Origin of the sequence: Glaciimonas sp. Gout2 (genome assembly GCF_035018905.1) — a bacterium.
Taxonomy (GTDB): domain Bacteria; phylum Pseudomonadota; class Gammaproteobacteria; order Burkholderiales; family Burkholderiaceae_D; genus Glaciimonas.
Genome location: NZ_JASJXA010000043.1, coordinates 1 through 13,236, shown reverse-complemented (window position 1 = coordinate 13,236; position 13,236 = coordinate 1). Strand labels below are relative to the sequence as shown.

Sequence of the window (13,236 nt, the reverse complement as noted above, 5' to 3'; positions counted from 1 at the left end):
CGTTGTCACGGTCACTTAGTCCTTCAATAGTGACTTTCAAGACGATCTGATGAAAAATCAACTGTTCATGAGCCTTTGATTAATCTGGCAATCAATTGCTCATGTGACCATTATTTCACAATGGCACTGTCGCATTATTTTACATATCACAACCAATATTTTTTACGTTTTCGTTAAGTGTTTGTTTACAAAAGACATAAAATTAATGGCATATAAATTGCTTCTTTCTAGGTTGAATAATTAATTATTTTTTATTAATTTGATTCCATTTCTTAGGGGAAAGAATGAGCATTATTAAATCATTGGCTTTGGCTGCTGTTACCGTTGCGGCATTGTCGAGCGTTGTTGCACATGCATCTGTCATTGGCACTTTAGGTAGCAATCAGGGCGGCAGCGCTTTTGTGCTAACAAGCGGCAACGTCACTGGCGGTCTATTGACAGCTGGTCTCTCGGCAGATGCTTCTAGACCGTCCAATACCATTGGGCAATGGTTGGCAGGTGAACCAAATCAATATTTGGGCTCTGCGATCGTTTCATTTGGCATCGGCGTATCTGATGTGAGCTTTGAATGGGGAACACCTGACGGGTACAACACGCTGATAGTCAAAGAGGCAAATGGAGCGACAACCAATTTCACGACTGCAAATTTAGGCATTAACGGCGAAACCTACGTCAACTTTGTGGATACCGGATCGGCTATTACGTCGCTGACGTTCGACTCTCAGGCTTATCGTTCTTTTGAAGCAGCAAACTTCACCACAACGGCAGTCCCAGAACCAGCAACTATCGCGCTACTCGGCTTCGGACTTCTCGGTTTTGCTTCAGCACGTCGCAAATCAGCTAATAACAACGCATAAACGTTTTTTACGCTTAATTTTAGCCCGCCTTATGCGGGCTTTTTTGCTTTTATCGTGAGACTCGGCCAATGACTTATTTTTATATAAATACGAATGAAGCGCAACATTGATCAAATAGGAATGACACCGTAAAAAATTGAGATTCCAATTATCAATCATTTACAAGTTTATTTCGGCGTCAATGCAATTGGTTTACCGATGATGTACACAGGAACAGTGAAGCACTTGCCGCTGTGGCAAGCGTCCAGCCAAGCTGACGTGGGATCTGTCTGGCGTACCATAACTGCGCTGCGGAGATGGTTGTTTGTAAGGCGATCCTGTACTTAAAAACGGCGCGCCCTTTCAGAAGCCAAAGCGGCAAGGGCAGTAAAGTCAGCGGCGATCGTTTTATCAGTTGGATGAGCACTTCAACGAGCGTATCGGTTGGCGTCAATGTTCCATCGAAATCGACTACTAATGGGCAAATAGTTGCTAAACTCTTTGCGTCTGGATCGACGGTTTTTGTTCTTTTTTTTGCTCTTTATGCTGATCGGTGTTCATTAGATTGCTTGATGTAGGCGGGTTAACTGAGAAGTTCCAAACGGGCGATTTGCAACCGACGCTTGTGTGGATTCTTCACTTAGATCCTATGAATGCGGAGAACTCAAGCTATTAGCTTGAACAACAAACCCTTATTGGCTGGCAGATGAAGACCCAATGTGGGTGAATGTAATAAATTCAATAATTTTTTGAGATTGCATGAAAATTGCCGTTATGTCATCTATTGTTTTGCGTGGGACTCTCTCGGTCTGAGCAGGGATGCAGACGCGGTAAGGGCTGAATAGAAAAAGCCTTACATGGTGGTAAGGCTTTTGATGGTTGAATTCGATGATTTGAATCGAACCGAGTATGATTTTCGGTCGCGTCTTTAATCGATTCTTATATCGTCGGTAGTACGTAATCTGCAAATTCTTCGCGCAATTTCTTTTTGAGGATCTTTCCAGTTGCGCCCATCGGAAGCGCGTCGACGAATACCACATCGTCCGGCGTCCACCACTTGGCGATCTTACCTTCGTAAAAGGTGAGCAATGCATCGCGATCCAGGTCAGTATCGGGCTTCTTGACGACCACCAACAGCGGACGCTCGTCCCATTTGGGATGCTTGACGGCGATGCATGCCGCCATGAAAACAGCGGGATGTGCCATCGCGATGTTTTCGAGATCGATTGAGCCGATCCATTCGCCACCGGACTTGATGACATCTTTGTCGCGGTCGGTAATTTGCAGATAGCCATCGGCATCAATATTAGCAATATCACCAGTCGGAAACCAACCATGGCCATCGGCGTCCATTTCAAGTTCAGCCTCGTTTTCACTCCTGTAATAATGACTGACGACCCAAGGGCCGCGCACCATTAATTTCCCGGAGGATTTGCCATCCCAAGGCAGTTCGTGGCCATCCTCGTCGACAATCTTCATGTCCACGCCAAACACGGCGCGCCCCTGTTTCGCCTGTACTGCGTAGCGTTCCTCCGGACTGTTTTTTAATAGTTTGGATTTAAATGCACATACGGTGCCGAGCGGACTCAGTTCGGTCATGCCCCAGGCGTGTAAAACATGCACGCCGAATACTTCCTGGAACTTGCGCAACATGGCGGGCGGACAGGCAGATCCACCGATCACCGTGCGCGTCATCGTCGAAAATTTTAAGTCGTTGGTTTCCATGTAGTTTAGTAAACCTTGCCAGATTGTCGGCACGCCTGCGGCGAGCGTGACCTGTTCCGTTTCGAGTAGTTCATGGATTGATTTGCCATCCATTCCCGCTCCGGGAAAAACGAGCTTGGCGCCGACCATGCAGGCAACGTAGGGAAGTCCCCACGCGTTCACGTGAAACATTGGCACAACCGGCAAAATGACGTCGCGTGCGGAGCAGTTTAACGTGTCGGGCAGGGCAGCTGCATATGTGTGCAGGAGCGTTGAGCGATGACTGTAGAGGACGCCCTTTGGATTGCCTGTCGTACCCGAGGTATAACACAAGGCAGATGCAGTTTCCTCATCAAAAGTGGGCCATGAATAGTCATCAGAAGCGGCATCCATCAAATCTTCATAACACAACAGGTTATCAATACCCGTGTCTTGCGGCATGTGCGCGCGGTCGGTCATGGCGATGAAGGCCTTGGTGGTGTTACAGTGGGCCGCCATCAATTTAATTGTCGGCAAGAATGTGAGGTCGAAGAAGAGATACTGATCTTCGGCGTGATTGGCAATATAGGCCACCTGCTCGGGATGCAGGCGCGGATTGATGGTGTGCATGACCGCGCCCATGCCGGAAATCGCATAGTAAAGCTCCAGATGCCGATACCCGTTCCACGCCAGCGTCGCCACGCGTTCTCCGTCTTTGACACCTAGTTCGGTGAGTACGTTGGCCAGTTGCCGCGCACGGCGGTGACAGTCTCGATAGGTGTAGCGATGAATATCTCCTTCGACCCGACGTGACACAATTTCAGTATCGCCATGGTGGCGGTCAGCATGCACAATTAACGAGGAAATGAGCAATTTTCCGGACATCATCAAGCCATTCATCTCTTTTCCTTTTTTTAAAATAAAACCCACGGAGTAGGGATATCTTATAGATCAATAGATCAATTTGCTATTTTTTTAACAGGGCAAGCCAGTGCTTCGGGTAAATATTGATCCTGTTTGACTATTCGTTGCCTAGGGTATCGGCCACCAGATTACGAAACCATTTGTGCGCGATATCGTCGTGAAAGCGCGCGTGCCAAAACTGCTTCACGGTTAAATCCGGTAATTCGACTGGCAGCTCAAACACTTCGATATCGGCAATGTGAGAAAACAATTCGGCCAGTTCACTAGGCACGCACGCGATGAAATCGGACGTGGCAACAATACTGGGGACGGTGAGTAAATAAGGTACTTCGACCGCAATCAGCAGACGGGCACCATGCTGACGTAATTCTTCCGCGAGTAGTTGATTGGTGAGCGCCAGCGTTCCTGCTAAAACATGTTTGCTATTAATAAATTGTTCTAAGGTAATTGCCTTTTTTCTTCTTCTGCGGTTACGGATAATACCTACTAACGACCGACGAAATAACGCTTGTTGATAAAGAGTGTCTCCCATCTTCCCTAGATAGCCGATGGCTAAGTCGATAGCACCGTCTTGCAGCACCGAAGCCAATTCCAGAGAGGGTACTTGAATCGGTTTTAAGGTTGCCTCGGGTGCATGTTGCCGGAGTGCCCCGAGCAGACGTGGCAATAAGACGATCATCCCCATATCACTCAGGCAGACAGAGAAGGTTCGGGTCGTGGTAAGCGGATCAAATGCGCGTGCGTCCCAGATGTCTTGCTTGATTAGTGTGAGCACCCGTATGGCGCCCATAGCCACGCGTTCGCCAGTTGGTGTCGGTGCCATGACCGATCCTGCTCGCACAAATAGATCATCCTGAAATAGAGTTCGCAGTCGCGCAAGGGCGTGACTGACTGCGGGCTGGGTTAACCCCAAGCGCTCCGCAGCCCGAGACACTGTCTTTTCTTCGAATAACGCTTGTACAACGTACAAGAAATTTAAATCAGGGACGTTCATGTATGCGCCATATTCATGATTAGTATGAACTTAATTATATATATTTATATTGGGTAGAGGCTTACCATTTAGGCATAGCTGAACGCAGCCGCATAAAGGAAAAAATATGAAGAGCATGGAGAGTGGTCTTGATATTCACAAAAACGGGCCGGCAGGGTCGAATGATAAGCCCAACGAGGGTGCGATCATGCGTCTTGCATCGGGGTGTGCAGAGCGGTGCGAGTGTGGGTTAATCGATGTGCACTCTCATTACTTACCTCCATGTTACGCGCATGCATTAAGTGATGCCGGTCTTATCACACTTGATGGCGGATTTCCGGTGCCATCCTGGTCCGAAGCGGGGGCGATTGCGCATATGGATAAACATAATATTGACACGTCAATATTATCGATATCATCGCCAAGTGTGGGGTTTCTTAACGATGCGCCAGCGCGGCAAAGGCTGGCGCGCGAGGTGAACGTATTTGCGGCGGATCTGACACAACGTAATCCACAACGTTTTGGCGCCTTTGGGACATTACCTCTTCCTGATATTCAGTCATCTCTTGCAGAAATTGCTTATGCACTTGACCATTTGCGCCTCGACGGCGTTGTCATGGAAACCAATGTCCATGGGATTTATCTCGGCGACCAGCGCCTTGATCCTATTTTCTCTGAACTCAATCGGCGCAAGGCAACGTTATTCTTGCATCCCACCTCGCCAGCGTGCTTTGAGGCAGTGGGATTAGGAAGGCCAGCACCGATTTTGGAATTTCCGATGGATACGGCGCGCACCGTTACCGATCTGATATTTGCTGGCACGCTTACGCGTTACCCGGATATTCGCATGATCATTCCACATGCAGGTGGCGCATTAACTGCAGTAGCAGACAGAATAGCGTCATTCTCTTCGTTACCGTTTCTGGCGCAGCGACCTGCTGGTGGTGCCGCAGAGGTGCGTAAGGTACTTGCTTCACTTTATTACGATCTTGCAGGATCGGCCAGAGACAGCATGATCGACGGTCTGCGCCACCTGACGTCGCTCACGCATATACTTTTCGGCAGCGATTATCCTTTCACGCCGGAGGAGGGCATTAATGCCAATGTCGAAGCGTTTCGTACTCTCAGCAGCTTAAAAAATGTAGAGCATGAAGCCATCGCCCGTAAAAATGCCTTGGCATTGTTTCCACGTTTACGGGCGATATAAAGGTGCGCAAGCGAGTGGCTGGATATTCACTACAATGCGTTTACATAGACTTAAAATACGCTCACATGTGGTGCGAGGTGGTTCCGGGTTAAGTATTACAGGTAATTTAAATCGCTTATATCGATGGCGTTTTCCAACGCTTATGTAAAACATAATTGGTGAATAAGAGGAATATAGAATGGATGAAATGCGATATGTGGGTCCAGGAGGAATGATCGTAGAAGAGCGCGGCAAAGGTCCCCGCATCATTTTTGTTCACGGCGGTGGAGCCGGTGGAGCAATGGCTTGGGAGGCGCAATGGCCTATGTCAGACAACTGGCGTCTGGTTATGCCAGCGCGTCCTGGATATGGTGGAAGTCCCTGGCTCGGCAGCGAGGATTTCGAGCGTGACAGCATTTATATCGCAGAACTTATTGAGGAGGGTGATCATATTGTGGCGCACTCATATGGTGCCGCAGTTGCCATGTTAGCAGTGGTTAAACATCCTGCAAAGATCGCCTCTTTGACCATCATTGAGTCCGGCACTAGTAGCATCGCCATCGATCATCCTGATGTAACGGCTTTCCATTATGCGATTTTAGGTCTCGCAGCCCATCTGCCTGATGACGATGAGAACGCGCTGCGGTCTCTTTTTCGCATCATTCAACCAAATCAACCATTACCCGATCCCTTGCCGCCGCCGCTAAAAGTATTTGCCAGTCACTTAAAGAATTTTCGCTTTCCTGCCGAGGCTATCGTCCCTGAGCTTCTTTTGAAAAAAGCCCTGTTTCCAATGCTCCATATTTCCGGCGGTCACAGTGCCGCGTACGAAGCCATTACCGATCGTCTCGCTCAGAGATTGGGCGGGGAGCGTCTTATTATCTCGGGAGGAGGGCACATGCCACAAAGGACCGGTGCTGCTTTTAATACGGCTTTACAACGGTTCCTTACTACGGATTCAGCAACTTAACTTATCGAGACTTTCCCGCTTCGCAACCTTTCGACTGACCGTGGTGTAGTTGTGTCCCATACGAGCGGGCAGATCAACGACGCCGATGACGCCGAGTCGGTCCACCAAAACCAGTAGCGGGAACAGCGCACGCTCGAAAGATATTCCCGCTTCCAGAACCATTATTTTGTCGCACGAACTTATGCGGGATGGCACCGTAGGCATTGTCGTGCAATGCGCTAATTGCGGAGTACGCACGAAAAAAAGAGTTACCAGCCTAAGCTGGTAACTCTTTTTTTCTGCTACTAATGTTCTGGCTCCCCGACCTGTACTCGCATCGGGGACCTGCGGATTAACGGGTGATCGCTGTCCAATAAAAATGCATTTTTGATTTTATTATTAGCCCCGTAATCAATGGGATTTCGACCTTTACTTAGACAATTTTTTTAAAAATATCTTCTGGAAATAGTGATGTTTATATAAGGTAGTTACGACTTGAACCTGTCATTCTATTTATGAAACTTCGTCCAGAAACGACCGATAGCCGACGTTGTGCTACACGGCTATTCATGCTCAGGTCGAGGTTCGAGGTCAATTCGACTTTCGGCGCGGCGACATAAGTGCCTCGAGCGCCGCGGCCCTCCAACAAGTTGCGGCATCTGGCTTCGTATGCGGGCGTAATCGTCGTCAGGTAGATGTCCAGCTGTGCTGCCAACAAGCGCTGCGGAGCTGGACGGTCGCCCGGTTTCAGCGATCTGTTTACCACCGCAGCCTTCAACGCATCCGCAATGTGCAAAAAATGTGAACGCCGCACGGCCAATCGCGGCAACAAGATTGGCAAATTTTCATCTTGCATGGTTATCAACTGGGACATTTTGTCTCAATGTATGGAAATTACTTTCAAGTAGAATACCTTAGAATGGCAGTAAGACCATCCTTGCATGGCAGTCGCTGACGTTTTCTCCTCACTCATCTGCATTCGGCAAATCACCCCGCTGGATGCCATTGTTATTTGAAAGGTAGATGGTATGAAAGATTCAAACAGGATGCTTGGGAGCTTTGCCCTACCGGCTGATCTGAAACGCGTGATGGCACTCGACGATATTGGTCTGATAAAGCGCGTCTGCACCTACGCCATACACATAACGGGACTTGGTTTTGACCTCGTTCGTCATGACTTTCCCTTTGCCCAAAAATGAAGCTGCGGAAGCAGCGTTTTGAGGTAGTACTCCTCACGATAGATAGTGTCAAGTAATAGCCTGGAAATACTGAAAATCATGGATTGGATCCCTATAGTCTTAGTTGCGTTCAAGGTTCTCGTGTTGGGCGCGGGCATGTTCTTCGCCATCAAGTGGCATTACGATCAAGGGACGAAGGAGAGGGACATACCCGCAGTGCTACGCGCGGGCGGCAAGGCAGCCGCAGTCTTCGTGCTATCGCTCCTTGGCCTGGGCTTCGTCACCTTCGTCCTTAGCAGGATGCTTGGTTTGGACTTGACCTGGCCATGATGGCAAAGAATAGTCGGCCGATATCCAGTGATGCGGCAGCAATTCCCCGATGCGGCTATTGGTTAGCATCGGCAGGCGGGTCAGAGCTTGCTTCGACAAATGGCATCGGCATCGCTGCGGGACTATTAATAGTCAAGTGATAAGGCATTACCTTGATGTGCTTCACAGCCTTTGCTCTAGGTATTTGAAAATTGCCGCTAGATGCGAGTTGGCATCAGATTTTCGGAGCGGGTCTGCTCGGTCGGATTGGATTTACGATGCCTGTCTTCCTTACGAACCTTGCGTTCGTCGGACAACCAGAACTTGTCACTTCATTAAAGATGGCAATCTCCCTCGCGTCGCTGACAGCAGGTGTTGCAGGCTAACTTTGGCGCTAAGCATTCGGGAAACCACTTGTTCCAGATCACGATGTCGAAATCGTGGATTTCGAACAGCAACCTTGACGTGGGGTAGATGTCCGCTTTTGGCGGCGGATTCAACCGGTCGATACAACACTTTAGAAGTTGCAAATGAAGCTATAAATGCCGCGTGAATAATGTACCGGATAGCGCACTTGAAACGGCCGTGAATGGCGCGTTAAAAGTGTACCAATCCCAGCCTGTAGTCTTATGCCCTTGATGGTGCATAAGAAAGGCGGAAAGGATGTTTCCCGTGGACATATACGTCAAAGTACGTCGCGCCGTGATGGTCGAGAACAAGAGTGAGCGTGCGGTTGCGCGCTACTTCGGTATCCATCGCAATACCGTCAGGAAGATGTGCCAGTTCGCGGCACCGCCGGGATATCGGCGAGCGCCGGCCCCGGTCTCTCCGACGCTGGCACCGTTCGCAGCCATCATCGACGCCATTCTCGAGGCCGATAAGCAAGTCCATGTGAAACAGCGCCATACGGCGGTACGTATCCGCGAACGATTACGTGACGAGCATGGTTACGACGGTAGCTACACCCTGGTGCGCGAGTACGTCAACGGTGTGGCCAGCCGGCAGAAGGAAGTGTTCATGCCACTGGCGCATCGCCCCGGCCATGCCCAGGTCGATTTCGGCGAAGCCGACGGGTACATCGGCGGCAAGAAGGTCCGCTTCCACTATTTCTGCCTGGACATGCCGCATTCGGATGCGTGTTTCGTCAAGGCGTATCCGACCGAAGACACGGAAGCCTTTCTGGACGGTCATCTTGCTGCCTTCGCGTTTCTCGGTGGCGTGCCGCAATCAATTCTGTACGACAACACCAGGATTGCAGTGGCCAAGATATTAGGCGATGGCCAGCGCCGACGGACCCATGCCTTTGCCGAATTGCAGAGTTATTACTTGTTTGATGATAAATTCGGACGTCCCGCCAAAGGTAACGACAAGGGTAAAGTGGAAGGACTGGTCGGCTACAGCCGACGCCACTTCATGGTGCCATTGCCGGTGGCAGATGACTTCGCTGCATTGAATAGCCAATTGCTGGACGGCTGCCTGAAACGTCAGCGTGCCGTGCTGCGTGGTCAATCTGACACCATCGGCCAGCGCCTCATCCATGACCGGGCGGCATTGATGCCGTTGCCGGTAACGCTCTATGACGCCAGTCACAAGCAAACCAGCCGGGTATCATCGCAATCGTTGGTCCGTTACCGCACCAACGACTATTCGGTACCGACGCAATACGGTCATCAGGCGGTGCTGGTCAAAGGCACCGTCGACTGGGTCGACATCTATCTGGTTGGCAATCCGGAGTGCATTGCGCACCATCGTCGCAGTTATGCCAAAGCGGACTTCGTGGTGAACCCGCTGCACTATCTGGCGTTGCTGGAGAGGAAGCCGCGTGCGCTTGACCAGGCTGCACCGCTGCAAGAGTGGGCATTACCAGCGGCCTTCGAGCGATTGCGACGCCTGCTGGAAGCGCGCATGGACAAGCGTGGGCGCAAGGAATATATCCAGGTCCTGCGGTTGCTGGAAACCTTCAGCATCGGGCAAGTCGAGCGTGCCATTGGCCAGGCCCATCATCTGGGCGTGCTCAGCTTTGATGCCATCAAACACCTAGTATTGTGCGCCATCGAACGACGACCACCCAAGCTGGATTTAACCCTGTATCCGTATTTGCCGAACGCCACGGTCGGCACGACCGATGCCGGCAGCTACCTCAGCTTGCTCAGCGGGAATGCGCTACTGACGCAACCTGTTACCGGAGACCTCGCATGAACGCCAACAGCGCGGCGCTGTCCGAGACCACCACGGTGGCACCGCAGGTACTGTTGGTCAACCACTTCAAAGCCCTGAAGCTGCCGACCTTTGCCCGGGAGTATGAGAAGGTCGGCGCCGACTGCGCGCGTGAAGGCGTAGATTACCCACGCTATTTATTACGGTTGTGCGAACTCGAACGTATCGACCGTGAACGCCGCACGATGGAGCGGCGCATCCGTCTGGCCAGGTTTCCGGTGACCAAGAGTCTGGATACCTTCGACTTCATGGCGATGCCAACCTTAAACAAATCCCTGGTGCTCGAACTGACACGCTGTGAGTGGATTGATAGTAAGCGATCAATCATCCACGTCCCTTGCGGCATAAATTGATTTATGCCGGTGCCTGGTTCTTCAGCTGCAGATTCCAGGGCAACAGCGCTTCGTAGTCATCGACAGTATTGGCATAAGGCAGTGCCGTGAACATTTCGGTGAGATATTGGTAAGCGTCAATATTTCCCGCCTTGCACGTTTCAATCAATGAGTACAGATTGGCACTGGCTTTTGCGCCACCAACGGTATCGGCAAATAGCCAATTCTTGCGCCCGATCACGAACGGCCGAATCGCGTTCTCGGCCACATTATTATCGATCGGCCAGGTGCCGTTCTCGACATAGCGCGTGAGTTTGGGCCATTGCCCTGCCAGATACTGCAAGGCTTTGCCCAGCAATCCGCTCGGCGCAGTCGTTGCCAGATGATGGTCGAGCAAGACTTTGATCGCTGCCAACACCGCTTTGCTGTATTTCATGCGCAAACGTTGTCGTTGCAGCGCCGTCAATGTGCTGGCACGAGATTCTGCCGCGTACAGTTTACCGATCAGAGTAATGAATTGCGTGGCTGGCTGCTGCGCACTGCGCGCTTCCCTGGGCAGTACGGCTTCGGCTTCAATAAAATACCTTCTCACATGCGCCCAGCACGCTAAATGGACAAGTCCATTGACGGCCGATATCGCGTTATACGGCGCATAGCCGTCGGTCATTAACGCAGCGCCCGTGCGCACGCCGGCCCAGAGATCGGCCCCATGTTGGGTACTGCGTCCTGGCGCATAGCCGAATAGCCGTACCGGCGGACCGACGCCGCCGTTCATCTGAATCCACATATAACTCCTGGTTTGGGCTGCGCGCCCGGGCTCCTTGAGTACCTGCACCACCGTTTCATCGCCAAATACGACCTCACTGTCGAGCAAATGATCGCGCAGTAAATTAATCAGCGGTTGAACAGCAATCCCGATGCGCGCCACACTGGCGGCCAGGGTATTGCGCGAGATATCGCCGCCAAAGCGTTTGATTAACGCCGCAATCCGGTACAGCGGCAAGCCGTCGATGAATTTGGCGGTAATGAACCAGGCCAGCGCGGCTTCGGTGAACAATCCCTTGGGAATAATGCGCAAGCGAGTCGGGGTAACTTTGATGCTTTGATCGCAGCAGGGACAGGCATATTTCACCCGCTCATGCCGGATCACGCGTACTTGCTGCGGAATAATATCGAGTTGTTCGCTGACTTCCACGCCGATTTTCACCAGTATCGCGCCATCATGCGCGCAGATACGGGCCGATTTTGGCAACGTGGTGCGAATGACTTCACGTGGCAATGCCGGGTCCAGTGGCTTGCGGCCCGGTTTCTTGCGCTGATGACCTGAAACGGGAATGTCTACTTCGCTCTCTTGCGATGGCAGGGCAGCGTGTGCGGCGAGCGCCTCCGCCTCATTGAGAAACAGGTCGCGTTGATCGGCGCTGCGCGCTTCGCTCTTTGCGCCGAATAATCGGCGCTGAAAGGCTTTGAGCTGTTCCTTGAGCAGATCGCGCTCGACTTGCATGACACGCAATTCACCGCGCACGATATCCCGTTCGCCCAGCACAGCATCGCGTTGCGCCAACGCAGCGTCGCGCTCGGCGATGAGCGTCTGAAATGCATCAGCGGTAAGCGAGGAGTGGAGCTGTGTAGGTGCCATGACTGACAACATACCGGAATGTCGCGCTAAATAGGTTTACGTCATTTCAACATAAGGGCGTTACCCGTTGTTTACCGACAACAATCGAATGAAACTGCACTATTTGTCTTAGCTCGCCCGCGCATAGCTGCGCAGCGGATGTTTGTGCATGGCGCTGAGGTCAATGCCATCGAGCAGCCAGTGTAATTGTTCGACGCTCAGTTCCAGCAGCGCGGCTTCACGCGGCCAGGCGAAGCGGTCTGCCTCAAGCCGCTTGAACATTAACCAGAATCCGTTGCGATCCCAGAGCAAGAGTTTGATACGGTCGCGCCGCCGGTTACAAAAGACATACACGGCCCGGGCAAACGGATCGAGTCCTAGCGCCTGCTCGACGATGGCCGCCAGTCCGTTAATGCTCTTGCGACCATCGACCGCATCCCGGTGCACATGCACCTTCAGTCCCGGGTCAAGGCGGAACATGGCAACTGGCAAAGCATCTCAAGGAGCGACAATATCTCGTCGCGGGTCGTGCAATTGGCATCGATATCAATGCCGTTGGGCAATCTCGCACGCAGCGTGGGCATCGTCACGGGCGTTGCAGTGTTAACTGTCACCACAGGAATAAATGCAGAAAGCAGTGCCGGGACACGCGTCACCTTCATCGGGGCCGCACCGCTTTTGCGTTGATATTGGACAATCCACTTACGTAACAAATTGGCATTGAGCGTATGCTGGTACGCCAGTTTGGCCACCGATACCCCAGGCTGAAAACTGGCTTCCACTAATTCGCGTTTGGCCCGTGGGTCATACTGACAACGACCATTCCGTAAGCGCTTGACAATCAAAGTACACGATAAGCCGAAGTGATTCTCTTCCATAGCTGTCCCCTTATTGTGGACACCATCATCACGATTCTCGGTACGATTTACCAGACGTACTCAAATGATCGCTTACGATTGATAAGCGCGAGAACGTCATCGCGTTAGGACCTTCGGGTGTTGGCAAGACGCATACTGCGCTGGCACTAGGAT

The 13,236-nt window shown here is 51.5% G+C and carries 16 protein-coding genes and 1 pseudogene; 9 read left to right on the top strand and 8 right to left on the bottom strand.

Annotated elements, in window-relative coordinates; genetic code table 11:
• Positions 1 to 284 precede the first annotated feature (284 nt).
• A complete protein-coding gene (locus QN379_RS19960) occupies positions 285 to 857 on the top strand; it encodes a PEP-CTERM sorting domain-containing protein (RefSeq protein WP_322232252.1) in 573 nt (190 codons plus the stop codon).
• Positions 858 to 1,775: 918 nt separating this feature from the next.
• On the opposite strand, the gene QN379_RS19955 is transcribed toward QN379_RS19960, so the two are convergent.
• Together QN379_RS19955 and QN379_RS19950 are read right to left on the bottom strand one after the other, a co-directional pair.
• Positions 1,776 to 3,419 (bottom strand): 3-(methylthio)propionyl-CoA ligase, encoded by a 1,644-nt coding sequence (locus QN379_RS19955; RefSeq protein ID WP_322232251.1) that lies wholly within the window; start codon positions 3,417 to 3,419, stop codon positions 1,776 to 1,778.
• 121 nt (positions 3,420 to 3,540) lie between these two features.
• The gene (locus QN379_RS19950) at positions 3,541 to 4,437 is read right to left on the bottom strand and encodes a LysR family transcriptional regulator (protein ID WP_322232250.1); all 897 of its coding nucleotides are present in this window, start codon (positions 4,435 to 4,437) and stop codon (positions 3,541 to 3,543) included.
• Positions 4,438 to 4,543: 106 nt separating this feature from the next.
• On the opposite strand from QN379_RS19950, the gene QN379_RS19945 reads away from it, so the two are divergent.
• Positions 4,544 to 5,623, top strand: a complete 1,080-nt coding sequence (locus QN379_RS19945) for an amidohydrolase family protein (protein WP_323507406.1) — start codon at positions 4,544 to 4,546, stop codon at positions 5,621 to 5,623.
• 178 nt (positions 5,624 to 5,801) lie between these two features.
• Entirely contained in the window at positions 5,802 to 6,572 is a 771-nt protein-coding gene (locus tag QN379_RS19940; RefSeq protein ID WP_323507405.1) for an alpha/beta hydrolase, read from the top strand.
• Here the strand turns inward: QN379_RS19940 and QN379_RS19935 are convergent.
• Both QN379_RS19935 and QN379_RS19930 read right to left on the bottom strand, forming a co-directional pair.
• Entirely contained in the window at positions 6,561 to 6,776 is a 216-nt protein-coding gene (locus QN379_RS19935; protein ID WP_323507404.1) for a hypothetical protein, read from the bottom strand. The two genes, QN379_RS19940 and QN379_RS19935, sit on opposite strands and share 12 nt — an antisense overlap.
• 337 nt (positions 6,777 to 7,113) lie before the next feature.
• A pseudogene (locus QN379_RS19930) lies at positions 7,114 to 7,407 on the bottom strand (PLP-dependent aminotransferase family protein); the annotation flags it as partial.
• Positions 7,408 to 7,579: 172 nt separating this feature from the next.
• On the opposite strand from QN379_RS19930, the gene QN379_RS19925 reads away from it, so the two are divergent.
• Positions 7,580 to 7,750, top strand: coding sequence for a hypothetical protein (locus QN379_RS19925; protein WP_323507402.1), 171 nt, complete (start codon positions 7,580 to 7,582; stop codon positions 7,748 to 7,750).
• Positions 7,751 to 7,828: 78 nt separating this feature from the next.
• The gene (locus QN379_RS19920) at positions 7,829 to 8,059 is read left to right on the top strand and encodes a hypothetical protein (RefSeq protein WP_323507400.1); all 231 of its coding nucleotides are present in this window, start codon (positions 7,829 to 7,831) and stop codon (positions 8,057 to 8,059) included.
• Here QN379_RS19920 and QN379_RS19915 read toward each other — a convergent pair.
• Positions 7,985 to 8,158 carry a hypothetical protein gene (locus QN379_RS19915; protein WP_323507415.1) on the bottom strand — a complete coding sequence of 58 codons (174 nt, stop codon included), beginning with the start codon at positions 8,156 to 8,158 and terminating at the stop codon, positions 7,985 to 7,987. The two genes, QN379_RS19920 and QN379_RS19915, sit on opposite strands and share 75 nt — an antisense overlap.
• A 92-nt stretch (positions 8,159 to 8,250) precedes the next feature.
• Between QN379_RS19915 and QN379_RS23755 the strand changes: the two genes are divergently transcribed.
• The 3 genes from QN379_RS23755 (at position 8,251) to QN379_RS19905 (ending at position 10,608) form a co-directional block, all read left to right on the top strand.
• Positions 8,251 to 8,424: a Na+/H+ antiporter NhaA gene (locus tag QN379_RS23755; protein ID WP_369124718.1), complete on the top strand. Its 174-nt coding sequence runs from the start codon at positions 8,251 to 8,253 to the stop codon at positions 8,422 to 8,424.
• Positions 8,425 to 8,701: 277 nt separating this feature from the next.
• Positions 8,702 to 10,237, top strand: a complete 1,536-nt coding sequence (istA, locus tag QN379_RS19910; protein ID WP_322232686.1) for an IS21 family transposase — start codon at positions 8,702 to 8,704, stop codon at positions 10,235 to 10,237.
• A complete protein-coding gene (locus tag QN379_RS19905; protein WP_322240120.1) occupies positions 10,234 to 10,608 on the top strand; it encodes an ATP-binding protein in 375 nt (124 codons plus the stop codon). The genes istA and QN379_RS19905 overlap by 4 nt, the downstream gene beginning before the upstream one ends.
• A gap of 1 nt (position 10,609) precedes the next feature.
• Here QN379_RS19905 and tnpC read toward each other — a convergent pair whose 3' ends face one another.
• The 3 genes from tnpC to QN379_RS19890 form a co-directional block, all read right to left on the bottom strand.
• Complete coding sequence (gene tnpC / locus QN379_RS19900; RefSeq protein WP_323507397.1) at positions 10,610 to 12,226, bottom strand: IS66 family transposase; 1,617 nt, start codon at positions 12,224 to 12,226, stop codon at positions 10,610 to 10,612.
• A gap of 108 nt (positions 12,227 to 12,334) precedes the next feature.
• Complete coding sequence (tnpB, locus tag QN379_RS19895) at positions 12,335 to 12,685, bottom strand: IS66 family insertion sequence element accessory protein TnpB (protein WP_322232226.1); 351 nt, start codon at positions 12,683 to 12,685, stop codon at positions 12,335 to 12,337.
• Complete coding sequence (locus QN379_RS19890; RefSeq protein WP_322232227.1) at positions 12,661 to 13,083, bottom strand: transposase; 423 nt, start codon at positions 13,081 to 13,083, stop codon at positions 12,661 to 12,663. The genes tnpB and QN379_RS19890 overlap by 25 nt, the downstream gene beginning before the upstream one ends.
• 77 nt (positions 13,084 to 13,160) lie before the next feature.
• Here QN379_RS19890 and QN379_RS23750 point away from each other — a divergent pair.
• Positions 13,161 to 13,236 (top strand): ATP-binding protein (locus tag QN379_RS23750; protein WP_369124719.1); only part of this gene is annotated, 76 nt, incomplete at its 3' end.

Bases quoted from the DNA above. Each gene is read 5' to 3' on its own strand.
- QN379_RS19960 (WP_322232252.1), top strand. From the start codon at position 285: ATGAGCATTATTAAATCATTGGCTTTGGCTGCTGTTACCGTTGCGGCA.
- QN379_RS19955 (WP_322232251.1), bottom strand. From the start codon at position 3,419: ATGAATGGCTTGATGATGTCCGGAAAATTGCTCATTTCCTCGTTAATT.
- QN379_RS19950 (WP_322232250.1), bottom strand. From the start codon at position 4,437: ATGAACGTCCCTGATTTAAATTTCTTGTACGTTGTACAAGCGTTATTC.
- QN379_RS19945 (WP_323507406.1), top strand. From the start codon at position 4,544: ATGAAGAGCATGGAGAGTGGTCTTGATATTCACAAAAACGGGCCGGCA.
- QN379_RS19940 (WP_323507405.1), top strand. From the start codon at position 5,802: ATGGATGAAATGCGATATGTGGGTCCAGGAGGAATGATCGTAGAAGAG.
- QN379_RS19935 (WP_323507404.1), bottom strand. From the start codon at position 6,776: ATGCCTACGGTGCCATCCCGCATAAGTTCGTGCGACAAAATAATGGTT.
- QN379_RS19925 (WP_323507402.1), top strand. From the start codon at position 7,580: ATGAAAGATTCAAACAGGATGCTTGGGAGCTTTGCCCTACCGGCTGAT.
- QN379_RS19920 (WP_323507400.1), top strand. From the start codon at position 7,829: ATGGATTGGATCCCTATAGTCTTAGTTGCGTTCAAGGTTCTCGTGTTG.
- istA (WP_322232686.1), top strand. From the start codon at position 8,702: ATGTTTCCCGTGGACATATACGTCAAAGTACGTCGCGCCGTGATGGTC.
- QN379_RS19905 (WP_322240120.1), top strand. From the start codon at position 10,234: ATGAACGCCAACAGCGCGGCGCTGTCCGAGACCACCACGGTGGCACCG.
- tnpC (WP_323507397.1), bottom strand. From the start codon at position 12,226: ATGGCACCTACACAGCTCCACTCCTCGCTTACCGCTGATGCATTTCAG.
- tnpB (WP_322232226.1), bottom strand. From the start codon at position 12,685: ATGTTCCGCCTTGACCCGGGACTGAAGGTGCATGTGCACCGGGATGCG.
- QN379_RS19890 (WP_322232227.1), bottom strand. From the start codon at position 13,083: ATGGAAGAGAATCACTTCGGCTTATCGTGTACTTTGATTGTCAAGCGC.